We start from the raw sequence: 23,556 nt of genomic DNA, 5'->3' as shown, positions 1-23,556 counted from the left end.
TGGATTAGGTTTGCAATTTCGCAAGTCTTAATTGTGAGGTGACAGCTATGCAAGAATTAAACGGCAGTGAAATCGAAGAAGTATCTGGTGGGTTGATGCCGGAAGGCTCGGTCGGCGGCGCCACCGACCTGGGTGCGATGTAATCCAAAGGCAGCAACGCCGTCAGGCCAGCATTACTGTTTCGCCAACGAGCAATATCGAAGCCGCGCCACCTCCACCGGCGCGGCTTTTTCACATCCACACGCAATACGCCGCCCCGCCTGCCGAAAGCGGTAAAATGACGGCCTTGAAGCCAAGCTCCGCCTCCTGGCGCGGCCTTGAACGCACACAGCACCACCCACAGCCCGGCAGGCACGCATTTTCCGGCCGCCGGACCAACGACAAAGAACACATGACCACCGTCCCAAAAGAAATCAACGCCGCCGCGGCAAAGAAAAATTCGGCTGAAAAGCTCACGCCCATGATGCAGCAATATCTAGGCATCAAGGAAAATCACCCGACGATGCTGGTCTTCTACCGCATGGGCGATTTCTACGAGCTGTTTTTCGAGGATGCGGAAAAAGCCTCGCGCCTGCTGGGCATTACCTTGACGGCGCGCGGCGTGGCCAGTGGCAACCCCATTAAAATGTGCGGCGTGCCGTTTCATTCGCTCGATGGCTATCTGGCCAAGCTGGTCAAGCTGGGCGAGTCGGTGGCCATTTGCGAGCAGATCGGCGACCCGGCCACCAGCAAGGGTCCCGTCGAGCGCAAGGTCATGCGTGTGGTCACGCCGGGCACTCTGACGGATGCGGACTTGCTGCCAGAGAAGGCCGAGCGCCCGCTGCTGGCCATGTGCAGCATCACGCAGCGCAAGACGGTCACCACGGGCCTGGCCTGGCTGTCGCTGGCCAGCGGTGCGCTGAAACTGATGGAGTTTTCCGGCGACAGCAGCACCGTGGCCGTGCGCCTGCAGCAGGAGCTCGAACGCATCGTGCCGGCCGAAATTCTCAGCGGCGACAATGGCAACCTGTTCGACGACTACGCGGGCACGCACATCAACCGCGTGCCGGACTGGCATTTCGACGTGGTGGGCGGCCACAAGGCCCTGCTCGACCAGCTGGGTGTGGCGACCTTGACCGGTTTTGGCGCCGATGGTCTCGGCGCCGCGTTCGGCGCGGCCGGCGCACTGCTGCGCTATGCGCAATCGACGCAGGGTCGCGGCTTGCAGCACGTGCGCTCCCTGACGACGGAAACGGAAAGCGAATTCATCGGCCTGGACGCGGCCACGCGCCGCAATCTGGAATTGACGGAAACCATCCGCGGCCAGGAGTCGCCGACCTTGTTTTCCCTGCTGGATCATTGCCGCACGGCCATGGGTTCGCGCATGCTGCGCCACTGGCTGCACCATGCGCGGCGCGACCAGAACGTGGCGCGCGCGCGCCATGAAGCCATCGCCGCGCTGGCGCAAAGCGAAGCGGCGGGGCCATTGGCCGCCACGCTGGCGCAAGTGCCCGACATCGAACGCATTACCACGCGCATCGCCCTGCTGTCGGCGCGTCCGCGCGACCTGGCCGCCCTGCGCGACGGTTTATTGCAACTGCCGGCCCTGCGCGGCGACGTGGTGCGCTGCTATAGGGGTGACCAATGCGGCCAGGGTGGCGAAAGCGGTTTGCTGGCCGCCATCCACGCGGCACTGGCGACACCGACGACCTGCCTGGACTTGCTGGTGCGCGCCGTGGCGCAGGAGCCGGCTGCCATGGTGCGCGACGGCGGCGTCTTCGCCACCGGCTTCGACGCCGAACTCGACGAACTGCGCGCGCTGTCGGAAAACGCGGGCCAGTTCCTGCTCGACCTGGAAACGCGCGAACGGGCGCGCACGGGCATCGCCAACCTGCGCGTCGAATACAACAAGGTGCACGGCTTCTACATCGAAGTCACGCACGGCCAGACGGACAAGGTGCCGGACGACTACCGCCGCCGCCAGACCCTGAAAAACGCCGAGCGCTACATCACGCCTGAACTGAAGGTGTTCGAAGACAAGGCCCTGTCGGCGCAAGACAAGGCCCTGGTGCGCGAAAAGCTGCTGTACGACCTGCTGCTGGCCGAGCTGGCGCCGCACATCGGTACTCTGCAGACGATTTCGCAGGGCCTGGCCCAGCTCGACACCCTGAACGCGCTGACGGAACATGCGCAGCAGCACAACTGGGCCGCGCCGCAGCTGGTCGACGAGCCGTGCATCAACATCGTCGAAGGCCGCCATCCCGTGGTGGAAAAGCAGATCGAACGCTTCATCGCCAACGATTGCCGCCTCGTCAACGAGCGCCGGCTGCTGCTGATCACGGGCCCGAACATGGGCGGTAAATCGACCTTCATGCGCCAGGTGGCCCTGATCACCCTGCTGGCCTACGTGGGCAGCTACGTGCCGGCCGCGTCCGCCACCATCGGCCCCATCGACCGCATCTTCACGCGCATCGGCGCCACCGACGACCTGGCGGGCGGACGCTCGACCTTCATGGTGGAAATGACGGAATCGGCCGCCATCCTGAACGGCGCCACCGAGCACTCGCTGGTGCTGATGGATGAAGTCGGCCGCGGCACCTCGACCTTCGACGGCCTGGCCCTGGCGTGGGCCATCGCGCGCCATCTGATCGACAGCAGCCGCAGCTTCACCCTGTTCGCCACGCACTACTTTGAGCTGACGCAACTGCCGGACAGTCACCCAAGCGCCGCCAACGTGCATCTGTCGGCCGTCGAGCACAAGGACAGCATCGTCTTCCTGCACGCCGTGCAAGCCGGTCCCGCCTCGCAAAGCTATGGTTTGCAGGTGGCGCAACTGGCCGGCGTGCCGCAGCCCGTGATCAAGGCGGCGCGCAAGCACCTGGCGCGCCTGGAAGCGCAGGCGCTCGACGCCACGCCGCAGCGAGACCTGTTCGCGCTGCCTTCCGCCGATCCGTATGCGCAAGAGGAAGAAGACGCAGCGGCGGCGCCGCTGGCCGCGCTGAACGAAGCGCAGCAAGCCTTGCTCGACGCCATCGCCGACCTCGATCCCGACGCGCTCACGCCGCGCGACGCGCTGGAACAGCTGTATCAGTTGAAACGGCTGGCCGCCGCATGACGATACGGCGCAGCATCGTTAGCCTGCGCCTGCTGGCTGCCGGCCTGCTGGTCGCCAGCCTGCCATGGCAGGCGGCGCTGGCCGCCCCCGCCGACCAGGCCGGCTTCGAGTTTGCCGTGCTGGGCCATTCCTTCAACGCGGGGCCGGACGACGGTCCCCTGAAAAAAGCCATCGCGGAAACGAGCGCCTTCAATGCCTCGTTCGTCGTGGCGACCGGCATCAAGGCCGCCAGCGAGTCCTGCAGCGACAAGCTGTACAGCCAGCGCAAGGACGTGCTGGACGCCAGCGGGCCGCCGCTGATCGTCTCGCTGTCGGCCAGCGACTGGGCCAACTGCCGCAATTCGCGCGGCAGGGTCAACGCGATCGAACGCCTGAACCGCTTGCGCGACGTGTATTTTGCCGACGACCAGAGCCTGGGCCAGCGCAAGCTGACCCTGTCGCGGCTGTCCTCGACGGCGAAGTTCCGCAGCTATGCGGAAAACGCCCACTGGGAATACGGCGGCGTGCTGTTTGCGACCGTCAACCTGCCCGCGAATAACAACCATTTCCTGCCAGAAGCAGGACGCAACAGCGAATTCGAAGACCGGCTGGTCGCCAACCGCTCCTGGCTGCAACGCCTGTTCGCCATGGCACAGCGCAAGCAGCTCGACGGCATCGTACTGTTTTCCGATGGCGACGTGGGCGTACTGGACGAAGACGACAATTCGCTGCTGCCCAGCTTCAGTTCGAAACAGGATGGCTTTGCCGGACCGCGCAAGCAGATCCGTACCCTGGCGAAGAAATTCAGCGGCAAGGTGCTATTGGTCGATACGCAGCGCGCTGGCGAGGCGGACGGCAAGGAGGGGAAAAGTAAAAAAGCCGCGGCCAGGGCTGGCGGGCCGAAAATCAGCTGGAAAGGCAACCTGGGCCACGTCAGCATCGACAACGACTGGTCCGCCATCGCCGTACGGCCAGGCAAGACGCCATTCTTTGAGGTGCGTCAACGTGCCGTCAGGCCATCGGCGCAAGCGCGCGCCAAAGCGTCGACCGTGCGCCGTTAATAACAGCGGCACAAACGAACAGGCCGGCATGTAGCCGGCCTGGAACAAGCGATATTAGTGAATCGGATGCGAACGGAAGTGATCGCCTTCGTCACCCTCTTCTTCATCATCGCCATGGTCATGGCCGTGTGCGCCATGCACGTGGCCATGGGCGATTTCTTCGTCGGTGGCTTCGCGCACGTCAGCGACGGTCAGCGAGAAGCGCAGCGCGATGCCGGCCAGTGGATGGTTGCCATCCAGCACGACTTTGTCGTCGGCGATATCGGTGACCGTGAAGATCATCGCTTCTTCGTCCGGCGAATCGCTTTCCGGCATGCCTTCGAACTGCATGCCCACTTCCAGCGGCTCAGGCAGGCGATTGCGCGGCTCGACCTTCACCAGGGCTGGATCGTATTCACCGAAAGCATCATCCGGTTCGATCTGGATCGTGTTGGAATAGCCAACTTCCTTGCCGTCGAGCTCTTCTTCGATCTTCGGCAGGGTGTTTTCATAATCACCGTGCAGGTAGACCATCGGCTGACGGCCGTCTTCGATCAGATTGTCTTGCGCGTCTGACAGTTTGTAGTTGACAGTCACGACCGTATTTTTGGCAATCTTCATTATGCTTCCTTTCATTGTATAAGCTGGCAAATTATACCTTCACGCCGCCAACGACAGGCGCATTCCTGCATTTCCGGTTGTTATAATGGGCGCATGAAAAAATTAACTCTCCTCGGCGATATCACGCCGGCGCAATTCCTGCGCGACTACTGGCATAAAAAGCCCTTATTGATCCGTCAAGCTGTGCCTGGCTTCAAGGCCCTGTTCGATATCAAGGCCCTGGCCGAGCTGGCCACCCTCGACCACGTCGAATCGCGCCTGGTCAGCCATGTGGATGGCCACTGGAACATGCAGCAAGGTCCGTTGACCAGCCTGCCCTCGCTGAAACAGAAGGAATGGACCCTGCTGGTGCAGGGCGCCAATCTGCACAGCGCCAAGGCCGATGCCCTGCTGCGCCAGTTCCGTTTCCTGCCGGACGCGCGCCTGGACGACCTGATGGTCAGCTTCGCCACCGATGGCGGCGGCGTGGGCCCGCATTTCGATTCCTACGACGTGTTCCTGCTGCAAGGCCAGGGCAAGCGCCACTGGCGCATCGGCGCGCAGAAGGACCTGAGCCTGATCGACGGCTTGCCGCTGAAAATCCTCAGCAACTTCACGCCCAACGAAGAATTCACGCTGGAACCGGGCGACATGCTGTACCTGCCACCCCACTACGCGCACGACGGCGTGGCCATCGGCGATTGCCAGACGTATTCGATCGGCTTCCGCTCACCCACGTTCCAGGAACTGGGCGAAGCTTTCCTGCAATTCATGGCCGACTCGATCGACTTGCCGGGCATCTACAGCGATCCCGACTTGAAAGCCTCGGGCAAGCCGGCGGAAATCCCCCGTGAAATGCTCAGCACCATCACGGAAGAAATCAACAAGGTGCGCTTCACGGAAGAAGACGTGACCATTTTCCTGGGCGAACACCTGTCGGAACCGAAACACAATGTGTTTTTCACGCCGCTGTCCAAGCCGCTGACGGTGGGCCGCTTCGCGGACGCCGCCCAGAAAAAAGGCGTCGTGTTGTCGCGCAAGACGCTGATGCTGTATCGTGGCAAGAATGTCTTCATCAATGGCGAATCGTTTGCCATTGGCAAGGCCGATAAAACGGCTCTGGAAACTCTGGCCAACGAACGCGCGCTCGATGGCGCCGCCGTGGCCCAGGCTTCCGATGATGTGATGGATGCCTTATATACGTGGTACCAGGATGGCTGGATCGAACTGGCTTGAATGGGTGCGGCTTAGCAAAGTGGTATGACAGCAGGTAAAAAGACAAGCTCTGCGCTAACACAATGAAACATATTATTTTTATATCGTTTTGTCGTGCTTTCGCAAATCGCTTACACTTGCTTGCAATTTGCTTCGGCAAATATTGCGATATCACAAAATAGTTGCGAATTTGCCTCTTGCTCCTATTGCGACGCACCAAAAATCGCTATAATATTCGGTTAGGAAGTTTCCGTTGTCTGGCAGGCACCACCTGGTACGAAAAGCCTTCGAAGACGACCTAACGAGCGATAATTACCGGTAATTATTCATCGCAACAATATTGATTTATTTTTTGAAATAATTAAGGAAAACAAATGAAAAAATCCCTGCTGATCGCCTCCCTGATGGTTGTTGCTCTGGCTGCTTGCAGCAAAAAAGAAGAAGCTCCTGCACCAGCACCAGTAGTTGAAACCCCAGCAGCTGCTCCAGCAGTTGAAGCTGCTCCAGCTGCTGCTGCTGCTGACGCTGCTGCTTCGGCCGCTACCGAAGCTGCTGCTGCTGCTTCGGTAGCCGCTTCGGCTGCTGCCGACGCTGCTACGGCTGCTTCGGCTGCCGCATCGGCTGCTAAGTAATTTAGCACCCTGCACTAGAGAAAGCCGGCCTTCGGGCCGGCTTTTTTATTGGACGTTGCAAGCACCTATTGCGTACGCCAAAACAAAAAGGCTGACCCGGTTTCCCTGGTCAGCCTTTTCTAATATGCGGCAGGCTTTTCACCTGCCGCTCAAACTACCTTATTTCAACTGCTCGTTCAGCAAGCCCAGGATCTTCTCGGCCACTGGCGAGACATCGGGCTGGCCTTCGTTGCTGAGGATGCTGACCAGGCTGGTCGAGCCATTGCCGGCCTTGACCAGGACGCGGTAGCGCTGCGCTTCCTTATCCTTGTCGGACGACGAGCCCCAGCTGAACAGTTTCGAGAAGAAACCATCTTTCTTGACGACATCGGGATCGACGTAACGCACGAAATACGTGCCTTGCGTGCGGTCGCGGTCTTCCACCGTGAAGCCGACGCGGTCCAGGGCCAGGCCGACACGGCGCCAGGCGCGGTCGAAACCTTCATCGACTTCGATGGCGCGCGCCGGCGTGGCGGCTTGGCCCACCAGCTTGGCGTGCTGCGGCTGCACGATGGCGGCGTCGACGGCCGTCTTCGCCTGCGCATCGTCGCTGGCCGCGCCCAGGCGCGTCATCAGCTTGGCCAGGAATTGCGCTTCCAGGCCCGGATCGTTGGGACGCGCGGTCCAGGTGGTGGTTTCCTTGTCGCGGCCCGTAACGACCTCTTCCACGCCACGGTGGCTGATGTAGATCTCGGTCGAACCGTCGGCCAGGCGTTCCACGCGGGTGCGGAACTTGTCTTTCTCGCCCGTCGAATACATCGAATCGAAGGCCTTGCCGATGGTGTTGCGGATAAAGTCCTGCGGCAGCTTGGCGCGGTTTTCGTTCCACTCGGTTTCCATGATGCCAGCGGTCGGCTGGTCGATGGCGACGGTAAAGCCCGAATCTTCCCAGAATTGCTTGAGCTGCGGCCACAGCACTTCAGGCGACTGCTTGACGACCAGCCAGCGCTGGTTGCCCGCGCGCTCGACCTTCACGCCACCGGCCGTGACAGGCACGACGCCCACCACGCCGTCGGCGCCCACGATGACGGGCGTACCGGCCGTGGCGTTGCGCTGCGCGTTGTAGCCGGAAGCCGTGGCCACGCCATTCTTCGCATCCGGCAGGGAGTAGCGGTTGTCCTGCTGCAATTGCGTCAGGTCAGGCGGCACGTCCAGGGTGCTGGCTTTCTTGACCGACTTGTAGTCGACCTTGTCGCCGCCGACTACCGAACTGATCATGCCACAGCCCGCGAGGCTGGCTGCGACGGCGCCGATGACGATGCCGCGGACGGCGATGGTGGCAGGCGCCGGTTTGGTTTTCTTGCAATTAGTCATGTCGTAACTGGATAAGAAGCTAAGTAGCAGCTGGAATCAGGGAAGGTCCGGACTGGTCAAGCCCGGGCTTGAAGTTCGGCTTAAGACAGGATGCCAGCGTCGCGCAAGGCCTCGCGCACGGTGGCATGGCAATTTTCAGCCAGCGGCACCAGTGGCAAGCGTATGCCGGCTGGCATCATGCCCATTTCGGCCAGCGCCCATTTGACGGGCACCGGGTTGGGCTCGACAAACAATTTCTGGTGCAGGGGGAAAACTTTGTTATTGATGGCGATCGCCGTGGCGCGCTCGCCCGCCATGGCTGCGACGCACAGTTCGTGCATGGCGCGCGGCGCCACGTTGGCCGTCACGGAGATGTTGCCGTGGCCGCCGCAGAACATCAGCGCCATGGCCGTCGGATCGTCGCCCGAGTACACGGCGAAGTCGGCTGGCACCAGGCGCAGCAGGTCGATGCCACGGCCGATATTGCCGGTCGCATCTTTCACACCGACAATATTCGGGATGGCGGACAGGCGCACGATGGTTTCGTTGCTCATGTCGGCAACGGTGCGGCCAGGCACGTTGTACAGGATGACGGGAATGTCGACGGCTTCGGCGATGGCCTTGAAGTGCTGGTACATGCCTTCCTGGGTAGGACGGTTGTAGTACGGCACCACTTGCAAGACAGCATCGGCGCCCGCTTCTTTCGCATAGCGCGTCAGTTTGATGGCCTCGGCCGTGGAGTTGCCACCGGCGCCGGCGATGATAGGAATGCGTCCCTTGGTGTGCTCGACGGTCAACTTGATCAGTTCGCAGTGTTCTTCCACGCTCACTGTTGCCGATTCGCCCGTGGTGCCAACGATGACGATGCTGTCCGTACCCTCGGCGATATGCCAGTCGATCAGCTTGCGCAGACCTGGAAAGTCCAGACTGCCGTCAGCGTGCATCGGGGTGACGATTGCTACAATGCTGCCCTTGATCATAGTAAGTTTATAGCGCCGATAAATAAAACAACGATTGTAGCGGATAGCCCGCGCCTGTGGTGCATTCTGACATAGTATGGCCGCTCAAAACGTCGGCAGCAAGGCTGCCAACCGTGGAAAATCCGGCCTGACGGCACAAATTCGTTGCACCAGAGCAGCTTTTGGCTGTTCCACGCGCCCATCCTCGTACGCTACCACACGCAAGCCGTGCTGCACCGCCCAGGTCAGCAGTTCGCCTTCCTTGAGCAGGAATTTCGGATTCGACGGCTTGCCGAACTGTTCATTTCCTTCGGCAAAGGTTTCATACAGCAGCACGCCATCGGGCGCCAGGCTGGCGACCATCGCTTCGAGCAAAGGCCGGTGCAGATAATTGGTGACGACGATGCCGGCAAAGCGGCCAGGCGCGAACGGCCATACGGCACCGGGCGCCTCCAGGTCTACCAGCGAGGTGGTGATGCCCGTGCCGGCCGCCTTTTCCAGCATTTCCGGATCGTGGTCGAGCGCGATCACGGGGTGGCCCAGGCTGACCAGGTGGCGCGCATGGCGGCCGGCGCCACAGGCCAGGTCCAGCACTTCGCCGCCCGGGATCAAGGGCGCCCAGCGGCGCAGCCAGCCCGAAATCGCTTCAGTTTCTATTGTTGGTTCAGTTACTTGCATCGGTACTTCCATCAGTTAATTGCGTGCATCAGCTTGCGCGGCATCAAGTCAAGATGGCCGTCAGGGGCGTGACCAGGGTGACAAAAATGCCGATGACAAATTCGATCGCCGCCAGCAACGCGCGGTTCAAGATGCCCGTGTACATCAGCAGCACCAGGGCGCCGAAGACATACAGGCTGTAGCGCTCGATGCTGGCGTAAGGACGCGCCAGCGACATCGGCAACAAGCCCGTCATGATGCGCCCGCCATCGAGCGGCGGCACGGGAATCAGGTTAAAGACAAACATGGCCGCATTCACGCTGACGCCGGCACCGGCCATCTTGCGGAAAAACATGCCCATTTCCGTCGGCGGCAGGACACTCAGGACGACAAAGGCGATCATCCAGCCGAAGCCCATGACGAAATTGGCGCCAGGCCCGGCAAACGCCACCCAGGCCATCTGCTTCTTCGGATTGCGCAGGCGGCTGAAATCGACGGGCACCGGCTTGGCATAGCCAAACGGTACCTGGATCGTGAAATACAGTATCAAGGGCAGCAGTATCGTGCCGAAAGGATCGATATGCCGGATGGGATTGAGGCTCAGCCTGCCCTCGTTCGAGGCCGTGGGGTCGCCGAAATAGCGGGCGGCGTAGCCGTGCGCCGCCTCGTGCAGGGAAATGGCAAACAGCACCGGCACCAGGTACACCGCAACGGTCTGGACTATCGTATTGAAATCGCTCATGACCGCGATTCTACCAGAGGCGTCCTGGACACTTTCTTACGTTGCTGTTAAAGACAGGTAAATTTCGGCGCCGGGATGGACGCGCGATGCCGCCTACAAGCCCAGCACGGCCGGGTCGCCGCGTCCCACGCGCACCACTTCCGGCTCCGCTCCCGTCAGGTCGATCACGGTGCTGGGGCCATGCGCGCAAACGCCGCCATCGATGATCAGGTCGACCAGCTTTTCCAGCCGTTCGCGGATCGTGTCGGCATCCGTCAGGCTGTCTTCATCGCCGGGCAGGGTCAGGGTCGCACCCAGCAGGGGCTGGCCCAGTTCTTCCAGCAGGCTTTGCACGATGCGGTGCTGCGGCACGCGCAGGCCGATGGTCTTGCGCGAAGGATGGCTGAGGCGGCGCGGCACTTCCTTGGTCGCCTCCAGGATGAAGGTATAGGCGCCCGGCGTGCCCGCCTTGAGCAGGCGGAACTGGCGGTTGTCCACGCGGGCATACACGCCCAGTTCGCTCAAGTCGCGGCACAGCAGGGTCAGATGATGCTTTTCATCCACGCCACGGATGCGGCGCAGGCGCTCGACGGCGCCCTTGTCGTCGAGCTGGCACACCAGCGCGTAGCAGGAATCCGTGGGCAAGGCCACCACGCCGCCGGACTGAATGATCTGCGCCGCCTGTTTGATCAGGCGCAATTGCGGATTCTCGGGGTGAATCTGGAAAAATTGACTCATGGTCTACGTATTCTTAGTTATTGGCATTAGTTATTATTATTGCACGCCACGCAAGGCAGCGATGCGTTGCTCGATCGGCGGATGGGTGGCGAACAGCGCGCCCCAGCCGCCATTGCCGCCGCTGATGCCCAGCGCCTGCATCGATTGGGGCAGTTCGCCCGGCGGCACGCCGCCCAGGCGGGCCAGCGCATGCATCATCGGCGTGGGACTGCCCAGCAGCTTGGCCGAACCGGCGTCGGCGCGAAATTCGCGCTGGCGCGAGAACCAGGCGACGATGATGGAAGCGAGCAAGCCGAAGATGACTTCGCACACCATCACGGTCACAAAGTAACCGATGCCGCGTCCGCCGCCTTCGCGGTTGTTATTTTTCAGCAGCACATTGTCGACAAAGAAACCCACCACGCGGGCCATGAAGACGACAAAGGTATTCACCACGCCCTGGATCAGGGTCAAGGTCACCATGTCGCCGTTGGCGACGTGGGCGATCTCGTGGCCCAGCACGGCTTCGACTTCATCGCGGTTCATGCTTTGCAGCAAGCCGGTCGAAACGGCCACCAGCGCCGAGTTTTTAAAGGCACCCGTGGCAAATGCATTCGCGTCGCCTTCGTACACGGCCACCTCCGGCATCGCGATGCCGGCCCGCTCGGACAGTGCGCGCACGGTATTGACTAGCCACAATTCCGTCGACGAGGTGGGGTTGTCGATGACGCGCGCGCCCGTGCTCCACTTGGCCATCGGCTTGCTGATCAACAGCGAAAAGATCGACCCGGTAAAACCCACCACCAGCGAAAACACCAGCAGGCTGCCCAGGTTCAGGGTACTGCCGCGTGCCGGATTGCCCACGCCCAACAAGCTGAGGACGAGCGACAGCACCAGCATCACGGCCAGGTTGGTGGCAATAAAAAGGACGATACGTTTCATGGGCGATGGCTCCAGAATGAGAGTAATAGCTAAAAGATAAGCATGCAGTGGCAAATTTCAAGCCTGCGCGGCAGGCGCAGGCCAGCCGCGCCCTAGAACCAGTCGTGCCAGATCGGGGTCACATTGGCAGGTAAAGGCGGCAGCTTGGCAAAATCCACGCGCGACTCGCCCGGCGCATGGAAATCCGTGCCGCGCGAGGCAAGGAAGCCATAAGCGTTGGCCAGCTGCGCGTATTCGGGATACTGGTCCGGACTGTGACTGCCCGTGACGACTTCGATGGCCACGCCGCCGAGTTGCTTGAATTCATCGAACAGCACGCCTTGCGCCATGTCGCTGAAGCGGTAGCGGCCCGGATGGGCGATGACGGCCACGCCGCCCGCGCCACGGATCCAGCCCACGGCCTCGGCCAGGGTGGCCCAGCGGTGCTCGACGTAGCCCGGCTTGCCTTCCGACAGGTATTTCTTGAACACGTCAGGGATGTTCGCGCATTTCCCCGTTTCCACAATGTAGCGGGCAAAGTGCGTGCGCGACATCAGATCCGGGTTGCCGACAAATTTCAAAGCCCCTTCATAAGCGTCGGGAATGCCGGCCAGGTCTAGCTGGCGGGCGATTTCGCGGCCGCGCGCGTCGCGCCCGGAGCGCGTCTGGTGCAAGCCCTGCACCAGGCCCGGATTGTTTTCATCGACTTGCAAGCCCACGATGTGCACGGTCTGGCCGGCCCAGGTGATGGAAATTTCCACGCCGGCCACGAAACGCATGCCCAGGTCCAGCGCGGCCGTGCGCGCGGCGGCGACGCCGGACACTTCATCGTGGTCCGTCAGCGCCCATACATCGACGCCAGCCTTGCGCGCGTACGCAGCCACAGCGGCGGGCGCGAGCACACCGTCGGAGATATTCGAATGACAATGCAGGTCGACTTTAAGCATGTGAAAACAATACCCTGCACGGGCTCAGCATGGAAGAAGTTTTCATTGTACGCTGCTTGGCCAATCGCGCTGCAGCGTTCCCGACACACATCAGGCCAAAAAGGCTTCCACCAGGCGCGCCAGCTCCGCCGGCTGGTCATGGTGCAGCATGTGGCCCGCGTCGGCCATCATCTCGCAGCGCACATCCTTGATGCAGGCCAAACGCCGGTCGATTTCGATGCGCGCCTCTTCCTTCGGCCCCATCCATTGCCACATATTCGTCTCATCGGCTTCCACCCACAGCACCGGCGCCGTGATGCGGCGCCAGCACGCCATCACTTCTTCCACCTGGTACAGGATGGGATTGACCCGCTTGTGCTGCGGGTCGCCCAGGATGTCCCACTCGCCCGCCTCATTCTGCGCCGACCAGTGCTCGGCCAGGAAGGCGGCGCGCGCGTCGGGCAGGCGCGGATTGGTCTTTTGCAGGCGCTCGGCCACGGCCTGCTGGCTCGGATAGCTGCGCATCGCGGGCGGCTCGCGCAATTCAGCTAGCCACTTGGCGTAGCGGCCCGGCGCCTGCTCCGGCTTGGTCGCCATCATGCCGAAGCCTTCCAGGTTGATGAAACGGCTGATGCGCTCGGGCCGCACGCCCGCGTACAGGCCGGCCACATTGGCGCCCATGCTGTGACCGAGCAGATTGACGGGGGCATCCGGCGAATAGTGCGCCAGCATGGCGTCCAGGTCGGCCAGGTAGTCGGGGAACCAGTAAGTGTCCGATTGCGTGTAATCGCTCAGGCCAAAGCCGCGCCAGTCGGGCGCGATCACGTGCCAGTCGCCGGCAAGCTCGTCGACGACGAACTGGAACGAGGCGGCCACGTCCATCCAGCCGTGCACCATGAACAGGATGGGCGCGCCTTTGCGGCCCCAGTGGCGCACATGCGTGCGGGCGCCGCGGATGTTGATGAATTCGGAACGGGAAAGTTTCATGGGTTTCATCTGATTGCCTGCCTTGAAAGTGGCGCGGATGGCGCCACATGCTGTGTCTGTAGATAGGGTGCGCATAAAAGTACGACCGTTCTATTATTATACCGGATTAGCGCCGGGCGCCAGGACTTGTCCTGCAACAGCGTAAAATAGCGTACACAACACAGTAAAACTTCAGCGTCCGGCCCAGCCCGGCGCTTCCACCACCGCCACAGGCTAATGATGACACTCTACCAATTGGGCGCCGATGCGCCACAGATTGACGCTTCCGCTTTTGTTGCCGACACGGCCAACGTGATCGGCAAGGTGACCCTGGAAGCGAACACCTCCGTATGGTTCGGCGCGACGCTTCGCGGCGACAATGAACGCATCACCGTGGGCGCCAACAGCAATGTGCAGGAAGGCGCCGTACTGCACACGGACCCGGGCTACCCGCTGGACATCGGCCAGGACGTGACCATCGGCCACCAGGCCATGTTGCATGGGTGCACGATTGGCGATGGCGCCCTGATCGGCATCCAGGCCGTGATCCTGAACGGCGCGAAGATCGGCAAAGGGTGCCTGGTCGGCGCGGGCGCCCTGGTCACGGAAGGCAAGGAATTTCCCGACAATATGCTGATCATCGGCTCGCCGGCAAAAGCCGTGCGGCCCCTGACGGCAGACGATATCACCAAGCTACAAGGCAACGCCGTGAACTATGTGCAACGCGGCCAGCTATTTAATACGCAACTCAAGAAGATTGGATAAAAGAATGACGACTGAAACCACCGGCGCAGTCAGCGCAGCCGTTAGCGGCCAGGATACCCTGCAAAAATTTATTTTCGACAACGCCGCCGTGCGCGGCCAGTTCATCGACGTTTCCCACACCTGGCAGGAAGTGGTATCGCGCCACGCCTATCCGACGGCCGTGAAAAAAGTGCTGGGCGAAATGGTGGCCGCCGCCGCCCTGCTGTCGGCCAACCTGAAATTCAACGGCTCCATCATCATGCAAATCCACGGTGACGGTCCCGTGCGCCTGATGGTCGTCGAGTGCGACTCCGACCTGCGCCTGCGCGCCACGGCCAAGCTGGACCCGGACGCCACCATCCCCGACGTCGCCACCGTGCCGCAGTTGCTCAACGCCACGGGCAAGGGCCGCTTCATCATCACCCTGGACCCGGCCGACAAGGTGCCGGGCCAGCAGCCGTACCAGGGCATCGTGCCGCTGGACGGCGACGACATGGCGACCGTGATCGAAAACTACATGTTGCGTTCGGAACAGCTCGACACGCGCCTGTGGCTGGCCACGGACGACAGCGTCTCGCGCGGCCTGCTGCTGCAAAAGCTGCCCCACCATGGCGGCAAGGCCGAAGCGACGCCCGTCTCGGAAGAAGTTGCGCTGGACACATGGCACCGCGCCGTGATGCTGGCGTCGACCCTGAAAGAGGAAGAAATCCTTGCCACCGACATCGAGACCCTGATGCAGCGCCTGTTCTGGGAAGAAACCATCCGCGTCTTCGAGCCGCTGCACCCGAGCTTCCATTGCAGCTGCACGCGCGAAAAAGTGGGCAATATGCTCAAGATGCTGGGCGAGGAAGAAGTCAACGGCACTCTGGACGAAGTGGGACAAGTGGGCGTGAACTGCGATTTCTGCGGCCAGCACTATACCTTCGACAAGGTCGATTGCGCGCAGCTGTTCATCACGGATGCGCCGGCCGAAGTACTGATTCCGCCAGCCGCCAGCATTAACTAATTGTAATTCCCTCCGCGCCGCCCCTCAGGCGGCGCCATTGTTTCCACTGTCATCGTTCCGTCATCAGTCCGTCATCAGCCCGTCACGCGCCGCCGTTACGCTGCGCAGCTTGTATTACCCACACTACTTTCCACAGGCTGATGATGACCACCCACTTGACGCTGGCCCTGCGCCGCCATTCCTTTCATGTTTTGCTGGGCGCCTGCGCCGCAGGCCTCTCCCTGCCGGCCCTGGCGCAAACGGCCGTGGCCGCCGCCGTGGCGTCCGCCGCCACCGAGATGGCCGCGCCCGTTGACGACAATGCACCGATGGCCACGGTGGAGATTTCCTCGCGCAAGACGCGCTCTTCGGTCGCCCTGAGCAAGAATGAAATCCAGAAAATCCTGCCCGGTACGAATCCGCTGAAAGCCTTGCAAACCTTGCCTGGCGTCAGCTTCCAGACGGCCGATCCATGGGGCAACAACGAGCAGAACTTGTCGCTGTTCGTGCATGGCTTTTCCGGCCAACAACTCGGCTACACCATGGATGGCGTGCCGCTCGGTGACCAGCAGTACGGCAACTACAACGGCCTGTCGCCGCAGCGCGCCGTGATCAGCGAAAACGTGCGCAGCGTCGTGCTGTCCTCGGGCGCGGGCGACCTGGCGACGGCCTCGACCAGCAACCTGGGCGGCACCATCGAAACCTATTCCAGCGACCCGCTGGCCACGCAAGGCGCCAGCGTGCAGCAAACGGTGGGCAGCCACCGCACCTCGCGCACCTTTGCACGCTATGACACGGGCGCCTTCGGCGACGGCAGCAGCGCCTACTTTTCCATCCTGCACCACGAAGCGCGCGCCTGGGACTTCGATGCGCGCCAGGGCGGCGACCAGTTCAATGCCAAATACGTCAACCGCAGCGAGGCGGGCAAGCTGACCCTGTTCTTCAATTACTCGGACAAGATCGAGCCGAACGAAGACAGCACCGTGCACGTGAAGGGCGAGACGAGCGCCCCGTACACGCGCCCCTTCCTGTACCCGGACTTCAAGGCGGCCTTGAATTACCTGTCGCCGACGGGCGCCACGCCGGCCGCGGACGGCAACAATTACCGCAATTACTACAGCGATGCGCAGCGCACCGATTACCTGGCCTACGCCAAGTTCGACGCCAATTTATCCGAAGGCATGACCTGGTCCAACCAGGTGTATTACCACAAGGATGACGGCGCGGGCGTGGTAGCCGGCCCCATCGGCGTGGCCGGCTTGCCTGGCCTGTTCAGCGTGTACTACCCGAAACAGAACCTGAAACAGGTGTTCGGCAACTCGGGCTATGCCGTCCGCACGACGGAATACGACATCAAGCGCGGCGGCTTCATCTCCACCCTGCGCAAGGAAATCGGCCATCACCAGCTGGAAGCGGGCCTGTGGCTGGAACAGAACCGCTCGTCCGCCTACCGCCGCTGGTATGCGCTGAACGTCAACAACCCGACTTCGCCGTATGACCGCCCCAGCAATCCATTGATCACGCAGTACGGCAGCGAGATCGACAACAAGGTGGTGCAGCTGCACTTGCAGGATGAATGGCGCATCCACCCCGACGTCGCCCTGCAGGCCGGTTTCAAGTCCAGCCTGCAGTTTGCCGATGGCCAATTCCCCGTACAGCCGGCCAAGGGCGCCATTTCCGGCGGCTCGACGGCCTTGCCGGTCGGCACCATCAACACGAAAAAATGGTTCCTGCCGCAAGTGGGCGCGCGCTGGGACTTCACGCCGCAAGACCAGCTGTACTTCAATATCCAGAAAAACATGCGCCAGTTCGTCACCTACGGCGGCGGCGGCGCCTCGCCCTGGAGCTTGTCGAGCCAGGCCGCGTTTGATTTGTTCAAGCGCGACGCCAAGCCGGAAACGGCGCTCACCTATGAAGTGGGCGTGCGCGGTAGCCACCCGTTGCACTTGGGCGCCATCACGGCCATCGATGGCCAGGTCAACGTCTACCACGTCGATTTCAGCAACCGTTTGCTGCAGATCAGCCCGACGCCCGTGATTTCCTCCATCATCGGCGGCAACCCCGTGCTGGCCAACGTGGGCAGCGTGCGCACGGACGGCATCGACATCGCCGGCACCGTTCACTTCGGCAATAATTTTTCGTTCTACAATGCCCTGTCGTACAACCGCTCGCAGTACGCGGACAACTACAACAATGGCGCCGCGCTGGTATTGACGGCCGGCAAGAACGTGCCGGGCTCGCCGGAATGGCTGAACAAGTTCGTGGCTTCGGCTACGTTTGGCGATATCGAAGTGCAACTGACGGGTGACTATGTGGGCAAGCGCTACGCGACGTACACCAACGATTTGTCCGTGCCCAGCTATTTCCTGATGGGCCTGGGCGTGTCGGGCAAGCTGCCGGCCATGGCCAGCTGGCTGAAAAACCCGCGCTGGCGTGTGAACGTCAGCAACCTGGCCAACCGCGAAGGTTCGCTGAACGTGGTGGTGGGCGCGGCCGACAAGACGTACAACACCTTCCCGATCGCCCCGCGCCAGGGCTTTTTGACCCTGACGGCGGATTTCTGATGCGCACGCCGCATCTCGCCCCTGTGCTGCCGCAACGGCACTTTTCGCGCCGCAACTTCGTCCAGGCGGCCGTGGGTGGCCTGGCCCTGGCCGCCGCCCCCGGCTTTGCCGCCGGCCTGCTGGCCCCGCCTCCCGCGCGTCCGCTGGTGTTCGCCCACCGCGGCGCCAGCGCCCTGCGCCCCGAGCATACGCTGGCGTCGTACGCCAAGGCCATCCTTGATGGCGCCGATTACGTCGAGCCCGACCTGGTCGCCACGCGCGACGGCATCCTCGTGGCGCGCCACGAAAGCAATCTGGTCGACACCACCGACGTGGCGCGCCGTCCCGAGTTTTCCAGCCGGCGCGGCAAGAAGCTGGTCGACGGCGAATGGCACGAAGGCTGGTTCGTCGACGACTTCACCCTGGCGGAACTGAAAACCCTGCGCGCCATCGAACGGCTGCCGAAAGTACGCACCGGCAACACCTTGTACGATGGCCAATTCCAGATCCCCACCTGGGAAGAAATCATCGATTTTGTTGCAGCGCAATCTGCCGCCAGCGGACGCGTCATCGGCCTCGTGCCCGAGCTGAAAAGCTCGACGTATTTCCGCGATGCGGGCCTGGCGCTGGAAGACCGTTTCCTGTCGACCATGCTGGCGCACGAATACACGCGCCGCGCGCCGATCGAAATCCAGTCCTTCGAAGTGGCCAATCTGAAGTACCTGCGCGAGAAGCTGGGGCGGCGCGCCAACGTGCGCCTGATGCAACTGGTGGTGGGCGGCGATATCCGCCCGATGGACGTGGCCAGGGCCGGTGGCAAGCTGACCTTCGGGCAGATGATCACGCCGGCCGGCTTGCGCGACATCGCCGCCTATGCGGACGTGGTGGCGCCGCCCACACGGGGCGTCATCGCGCTGGGCGCCGATCAGCGCCTGGCTGCGCCCACGACCATCGTCGACGATGCGCACCAGGCGGGCTTGCTGCTGCACACGTGGACCTTCCGCCCGGAAAACCGTTTCCTGGCGGCCGACTTCCGCGATGGCAATGGAGACAATGCGCGCAACGAAGCGGGATCCGTGGCGGAAATGCGGCGCTATATCGAAACGGGACTGGACGGCTTTTTCAGCGACGATCCGGGCCTGGGACGCATCGCCGCCGGATAAACATTTCGTAACAATTTTAATTTCAGGGCGTGGCCGGCAGCTACGCCCTTATTATTCGTTTCTTGAATTTCTGAAATTGGAATTTGAAATTGGACGCATATCGCCAACTCCATTATTGTGCAATGCAACAACAGACCATTCATGGAGGGCATATGTCCACTTTTACCAACACCTACAGCAACGACAACGATAACTACTTCAGCAACCTGGGCCGCGCCACGCGCGCCTTTCTGGGTGCCCTGCTCGCTTCCAAGCCGTACAGCGAACTGGCACAGAAGGAAGTCATCGCCACGAACACCAGCAGCGCCGAAGAACAGCGCTATGTGCGCCCAAGCAAGCGCGACATCGCCCTGCTGAACTCGGAAGCGGCCCGTTATGAGCACCTGATGCCGAATCTGGCCTCGGAACTGCGTTTCCTGGCGTCGCGCGGATAAAAAAGCCCAGGGCGGCATTGCCTGCGCCTCGCCCTGGACGTTTTTTAAGCCCACTACATACTGACAAGGATTTTTATATGATATTTCTCGAAACCGTACTGGTGAGCGTGGCCATCGTGGTGACCAGCATCCATTTTTACCTGATCTCGACCGGCAAGGCGCGTTTCTGATCAGCAAGAAGCCAGCAGCAAGGCAATCGCGTGCAGCAGTGCAGAGTAGCAAATACAGGGTAGCAATGTGACGGGTCAGCCTGGCAATCGGTCCAGGCTGGCAAGCGGGAAGTCGTACTATCTTAATGGGGCGCAGCAGCGTCCACCGGTGTTTCCAGCAGTGGCGGGGTCTGGCCCTTGCGCACGATCTGCACGAAAATCTCATTCTGTTTGACCATGCCCAGCTCATAGCGGGCACGCTCCTCGACGGCGCCGGTACCATCTTTCAGGTCGCGCACTTCGGATTCGAGCTTGGCGTTTCTCGCCTTCAATTCCACATTCTTCTTGTTGGCCAGCGCCACTTGGGCTTCCATGTCGGCAACACGCAGCCAGCCGCCTTTACCCAGCCAGAGGGGAAATTGGATCAGCAGCAGCAGGGCTGCCAGGGCGAGCGTAATGAGGCGCATGGGACATTCAGTTAACAAACCGGCCGGATATCTCCGGCCGGCCAGTGGGTTTTACATCAGCTTACTTCAGATTATAGAACGCATCGCGGCCAGGGTAGCTGGCGATGTCGCCCAGGTCTTCCTCGATACGCAGCAGCTGGTTGTACTTGGCCATGCGGTCCGAACGCGACATCGAGCCGGTCTTGATCTGCAGGGCGTTGGTGGCAACGGCGATATCGGCGATGGTCGAGTCTTCCGTTTCGCCCGAGCGGTGCGAAATGACGGCCGTGTAGCCGGCGCGCTTGGCCATTTCAATGGCGGCGAAGGTTTCCGTCAGGGTGCCGATCTGGTTGATCTTGATCAGGATCGAGTTGGCGATGCCTTTCGAAATGCCTTCTTTCAGGATCTTGGTGTTGGTGACATACAGATCGTCGCCGACCAGTTGCACTTTCTTGCCCAGTTCCGCCGTCAGAATCGCCCAGCCGTCCCAGTCGCCTTCGTGCATCGCGTCTTCGATCGAGATGATCGGGTACTTGTCGCACCAGGTCGCCAGCAGGTTGGTGAACTCGGTGGCCGTCAGGCTCAGGCCTTCGCCCGCCATTTCGTACTTGCCGTTCTTGTAGAACTCGGACGCGGCGCAATCGAGGCCGATGGCGATCTGCGTGCCTGGCTCGTAACCCGCTTCTTCGATGGCCTGGATGATCAGCTTGATGGCTTCTTCATGGTTGGCCAGCGATGGCGCGAAACCGCCTTCGTCACCCACGTTGGTGTTCAGGCCCTTCTTGTGCAGGATCTTTTTCAGCGTGTGGAACACTTCCGCGCCGTAGCGGACGGCTTCCTTGAACGACGGGGCGCCCACGGGAATGATCATGAATTCCTGGATGTCCAGGTTGTTGTCGGCGTGTGCGCCGCCGTTGATGACGTTCATCATCGGCACTGGCATCTGCATGGCGCCCGAACCGCCGAAATAGCGGTACAGCGGCAAGCCCGCTTCTTCGGCGGCAGCCTTGGCGACAGCCATGGAGACGGCCAGGATGGCGTTGGCGCCCAGGCGCGATTTGTTTTCCGTGCCGTCCAGGTCGATCAGGGTACGGTCCAGGAAAGCCTGTTCATTGGCGTCCAGGCCCATGATGGCTTCGGAGATTTCGGTGTTGATGTTTTCGCATGCTTGCAGCACGCCCTTGCCGAAGTAGCGCTTGGCGTCGCCATCGCGCAATTCCACGGCTTCGCGCGAACCGGTCGAGGCACCCGACGGTACGGCCGCACGGCCCATCACGCCCGATTCCAGCAACACATCGCATTCGACGGTCGGGTTACCGCGCGAGTCCAGGATTTCGCGACCGATAATATCAACAATAGCACTCATGTCATTCTCCAAAGTTAAGCGTAACAGGGGCTGCACACTGCGTTCTGATGCGCAATTGCACAAAGGGGGCAAAGAAACTCCCGGCGGGAACCATCTGGCCGGGAGCTGTCTTACGGGTAATACTGTCGCAATCGACCGCGTTATTGCGCGGCGGCGTTGGCTTCCTTGTGCGCCAGCGCTGCCTTGATGAACGAGGTAAACAACGGATGGCCAGTGCGTGGCGTCGACTTGAACTCGGGATGGTATTGCACGCCCATATACCATGGGTGGGCATTTTCACCCGTGCGTGGCAATTCCATGATTTCGCACAAATCTTCGCTCGGCGTGCGGGCCGAGACGATCATGCCAGCCGCTTCGACACGGGCCAGGTAATGATTGTTGGCTTCGTAGCGATGACGGTGACGCTCGGTCACCACGCTGCCGTAGATCTCGGCAGCCAGGGTGCCCGGATTGACGGCGCAGGTCTGCGCGCCCAGGCGCATGGTACCGCCCAGGTCCGAGTTTTCATCGCGCAACTCGACTTTACCATCGTGGTTTTGCCACTCATTGATCAGTGCAACGACAGGTTGATCCGTATCAAGGTCGAACTCGGTCGAATTCGCGTTCGGCATGCCTGCCTTGTTGCGCGCGTATTCGATCAGGGCCACTTGCATGCCCAGGCAGATGCCCAGGTAAGGGATCTTGTGTTCACGGGCGAACTGGGCCGCCTTGATCTTGCCTTCCACGCCGCGCTTGCCGAAGCCGCCCGGTACCAGGATGGCATCGTACTTGGCCAGGTTCTCGCAACCGGTCGTTTCGATTTCTTCCGAATCGATGTACTCGATGTTGACGCGGCTTTCCGTGTGGATGCCGGCGTGGCGCAACGCTTCGATCAGCGACTTGTACGACTCGGTCAGCTCGACATACTTGCCGACCATGCCGACGGTCACTTCCGCCTTCGGGTGCTCCATCGTGTAGATCAGCTTGCTCCAGATCGACAGGTCGGCCGGTGCCGGATCGAGGTCCAGCGCTTCGCAGATGATCTTGTCGAGGCCCTGGTCGTGCAGCATTTGCGGCACTTTGTAGATGGTGTCGACGTCCCACACGGAAATGACGGCATGCTCTTCGATATTCGAGAACAGCGAGATTTTCGCGCGCTCGTCTTCCGGGATGGCGCGGTCGGCGCGGCACAGCAGCGCGTTCGGCATGATGCCGATTTCGCGCAGCTTTTGCACCGAGTGCTGCGTCGGCTTGGTCTTCAGTTCACCGGCCGAGGCGATGTAAGGCACCAGGGTCAGGTGGACGAAGGCCGTGTTCTTGCGGCCGGCGCGCAGGCTCAGCTGACGCGCCGCTTCCAGGAAGGGCAGCGATTCGATATCGCCGACGGTGCCGCCGATTTCGCACAGGGCCACGTCGTAGCCTTCGGCGCCACGGCGGATGTAATCCTGGATTTCATTGGTGATATGCGGAATCACCTGCACGGTCTTGCCCAGATATTCGCCCCGGCGTTCCTTGCGGATCACCGATTCATAGATCTGGCCAGTGGTGAAGTTATTCACCTTTTTCATGCGGGTGGAGATGAAGCGCTCGTAGTGACCGAGGTCGAGGTCGGTTTCGGCCCCGTCGTCGGTGACGAATACTTCACCGTGTTGCATAGGGCTCATCGTGCCAGGATCGACGTTGATATACGGGTCGAGCTTGAGCATGGTGACTTTAAGGCCGCGCGATTCGAGGATCGCGGCGAGGGAGGCGGCGGCAATCCCTTTACCAAGGGAAGACACAACGCCACCAGTGACGAAGACAAATTTGGTCATTGCAGATGGTGCCGAACGGCACGTGCGGGAAATTGAAATTATACACTAAAGCCCGCCTGCGGCGCTCTCCACGCGCGGAAATTTGCGCCAAATGTCGACGATCACCCCCGCTCCTGCGGTCTACGCACAACAAAATTACTCAATAGTAATAATTAAAATATTTCTAACTACATA

Annotated in this window: 21 protein-coding genes; 9 read left to right on the top strand and 12 right to left on the bottom strand. The window is 61.4% G+C overall.

Annotated features, from left to right (window positions below):
- Positions 1-391: 391 nt before the first annotated feature.
- Positions 392-3,094, top strand: coding sequence for a DNA mismatch repair protein MutS (mutS, locus tag ACP7DW_RS13200; protein WP_426055576.1), 2,703 nt, complete (start codon positions 392-394; stop codon positions 3,092-3,094).
- Positions 3,091-4,134 carry a hypothetical protein gene (locus ACP7DW_RS13195; protein WP_426055577.1) on the top strand — a complete coding sequence of 348 codons (1,044 nt, stop codon included), beginning with the start codon at positions 3,091-3,093 and terminating at the stop codon, positions 4,132-4,134. The genes mutS and ACP7DW_RS13195 overlap by 4 nt, the downstream gene beginning before the upstream one ends.
- 54 nt (positions 4,135-4,188) lie before the next feature.
- Here ACP7DW_RS13195 and ACP7DW_RS13190 read toward each other — a convergent pair whose 3' ends face one another.
- Positions 4,189-4,734: an FKBP-type peptidyl-prolyl cis-trans isomerase gene (locus ACP7DW_RS13190; RefSeq protein WP_071075954.1), complete on the bottom strand. Its 546-nt coding sequence runs from the start codon at positions 4,732-4,734 to the stop codon at positions 4,189-4,191.
- A 93-nt stretch (positions 4,735-4,827) separates the two neighbouring features.
- On the opposite strand from ACP7DW_RS13190, the gene ACP7DW_RS13185 reads away from it, so the two are divergent.
- Together ACP7DW_RS13185 and ACP7DW_RS13180 are read left to right on the top strand one after the other, a co-directional pair.
- Positions 4,828-5,949 carry a cupin domain-containing protein gene (locus ACP7DW_RS13185; protein ID WP_099762772.1) on the top strand — a complete coding sequence of 374 codons (1,122 nt, stop codon included), beginning with the start codon at positions 4,828-4,830 and terminating at the stop codon, positions 5,947-5,949.
- A 353-nt stretch (positions 5,950-6,302) separates the two neighbouring features.
- Positions 6,303-6,560, top strand: a complete 258-nt coding sequence (locus ACP7DW_RS13180) for a hypothetical protein (protein WP_426055578.1) — start codon at positions 6,303-6,305, stop codon at positions 6,558-6,560.
- 159 nt (positions 6,561-6,719) lie between these two features.
- On the opposite strand, the gene bamC is transcribed toward ACP7DW_RS13180, so the two are convergent.
- The 8 genes from bamC to ACP7DW_RS13140 all read right to left on the bottom strand — a co-directional run bounded on the left by bamC (position 6,720) and on the right by ACP7DW_RS13140 (position 13,780).
- On the bottom strand, positions 6,720-7,913 hold the full coding sequence (gene bamC / locus ACP7DW_RS13175) for an outer membrane protein assembly factor BamC (protein ID WP_426055579.1): 1,194 nt from the start codon (positions 7,911-7,913) through the stop codon (positions 6,720-6,722).
- A gap of 80 nt (positions 7,914-7,993) precedes the next feature.
- Positions 7,994-8,872, bottom strand: coding sequence for a 4-hydroxy-tetrahydrodipicolinate synthase (gene dapA, locus ACP7DW_RS13170; RefSeq protein WP_426055580.1), 879 nt, complete (start codon positions 8,870-8,872; stop codon positions 7,994-7,996).
- Positions 8,873-8,956: 84 nt separating this feature from the next.
- Complete coding sequence (locus tag ACP7DW_RS13165) at positions 8,957-9,529, bottom strand: class I SAM-dependent methyltransferase (RefSeq protein ID WP_099762769.1); 573 nt, start codon at positions 9,527-9,529, stop codon at positions 8,957-8,959.
- A 43-nt stretch (positions 9,530-9,572) separates the two neighbouring features.
- Positions 9,573-10,250, bottom strand: coding sequence for a site-2 protease family protein (locus tag ACP7DW_RS13160; RefSeq protein WP_219136849.1), 678 nt, complete (start codon positions 10,248-10,250; stop codon positions 9,573-9,575).
- A gap of 93 nt (positions 10,251-10,343) precedes the next feature.
- Entirely contained in the window at positions 10,344-10,967 is a 624-nt protein-coding gene (locus ACP7DW_RS13155) for an L-threonylcarbamoyladenylate synthase (RefSeq protein ID WP_298402406.1), read from the bottom strand.
- Between the two features lie 36 nt (positions 10,968-11,003).
- On the bottom strand, positions 11,004-11,888 hold the full coding sequence (gene htpX / locus ACP7DW_RS13150) for a protease HtpX (RefSeq protein ID WP_426055581.1): 885 nt from the start codon (positions 11,886-11,888) through the stop codon (positions 11,004-11,006).
- 92 nt (positions 11,889-11,980) lie between these two features.
- Positions 11,981-12,814 (bottom strand): 3',5'-nucleoside bisphosphate phosphatase, encoded by an 834-nt coding sequence (locus ACP7DW_RS13145; protein ID WP_101482317.1) that lies wholly within the window; start codon positions 12,812-12,814, stop codon positions 11,981-11,983.
- A 90-nt stretch (positions 12,815-12,904) separates the two neighbouring features.
- A complete protein-coding gene (locus ACP7DW_RS13140) occupies positions 12,905-13,780 on the bottom strand; it encodes an alpha/beta fold hydrolase (protein ID WP_426055582.1) in 876 nt (291 codons plus the stop codon).
- Positions 13,781-13,999: 219 nt separating this feature from the next.
- Between ACP7DW_RS13140 and ACP7DW_RS13135 the strand changes: the two genes are divergently transcribed.
- The 5 genes from ACP7DW_RS13135 to ACP7DW_RS13115 all read left to right on the top strand — a co-directional run bounded on the left by ACP7DW_RS13135 (position 14,000) and on the right by ACP7DW_RS13115 (position 19,628).
- Positions 14,000-14,524 (top strand): gamma carbonic anhydrase family protein, encoded by a 525-nt coding sequence (locus tag ACP7DW_RS13135; RefSeq protein WP_426055764.1) that lies wholly within the window; start codon positions 14,000-14,002, stop codon positions 14,522-14,524.
- Positions 14,525-14,528: 4 nt separating this feature from the next.
- Positions 14,529-15,509 carry an Hsp33 family molecular chaperone HslO gene (gene hslO / locus ACP7DW_RS13130; protein ID WP_141170363.1) on the top strand — a complete coding sequence of 327 codons (981 nt, stop codon included), beginning with the start codon at positions 14,529-14,531 and terminating at the stop codon, positions 15,507-15,509.
- A 140-nt stretch (positions 15,510-15,649) separates the two neighbouring features.
- Positions 15,650-18,052, top strand: a complete 2,403-nt coding sequence (locus ACP7DW_RS13125) for a TonB-dependent receptor (protein WP_426055583.1) — start codon at positions 15,650-15,652, stop codon at positions 18,050-18,052.
- 23 nt (positions 18,053-18,075) lie between these two features.
- Complete coding sequence (locus tag ACP7DW_RS13120) at positions 18,076-19,194, top strand: glycerophosphodiester phosphodiesterase (protein WP_426055765.1); 1,119 nt, start codon at positions 18,076-18,078, stop codon at positions 19,192-19,194.
- A gap of 152 nt (positions 19,195-19,346) precedes the next feature.
- The gene (locus ACP7DW_RS13115) at positions 19,347-19,628 is read left to right on the top strand and encodes a hypothetical protein (RefSeq protein ID WP_071075942.1); all 282 of its coding nucleotides are present in this window, start codon (positions 19,347-19,349) and stop codon (positions 19,626-19,628) included.
- Between the two features lie 292 nt (positions 19,629-19,920).
- Here the strand turns inward: ACP7DW_RS13115 and ftsB are convergent, their stop codons facing one another.
- From ftsB to ACP7DW_RS13100, 3 genes are all read right to left on the bottom strand, one after another.
- On the bottom strand, positions 19,921-20,244 hold the full coding sequence (gene ftsB, locus ACP7DW_RS13110; RefSeq protein WP_071075941.1) for a cell division protein FtsB: 324 nt from the start codon (positions 20,242-20,244) through the stop codon (positions 19,921-19,923).
- Between the two features lie 61 nt (positions 20,245-20,305).
- Positions 20,306-21,589 carry a phosphopyruvate hydratase gene (gene eno, locus ACP7DW_RS13105; RefSeq protein ID WP_010400536.1) on the bottom strand — a complete coding sequence of 428 codons (1,284 nt, stop codon included), beginning with the start codon at positions 21,587-21,589 and terminating at the stop codon, positions 20,306-20,308.
- Positions 21,590-21,729: 140 nt separating this feature from the next.
- On the bottom strand, positions 21,730-23,382 hold the full coding sequence (locus ACP7DW_RS13100; RefSeq protein ID WP_426055584.1) for a CTP synthase: 1,653 nt from the start codon (positions 23,380-23,382) through the stop codon (positions 21,730-21,732).
- Positions 23,383-23,556: the final 174 nt, after the last annotated feature.

Origin of the sequence: Janthinobacterium sp. PSRC1-1 (assembly GCF_049897525.1) — a bacterium.
GTDB lineage: Bacteria > Pseudomonadota > Gammaproteobacteria > Burkholderiales > Burkholderiaceae_D > Janthinobacterium > Janthinobacterium tructae.
This window is presented reverse-complemented; position numbering and strand designations above follow the sequence as displayed.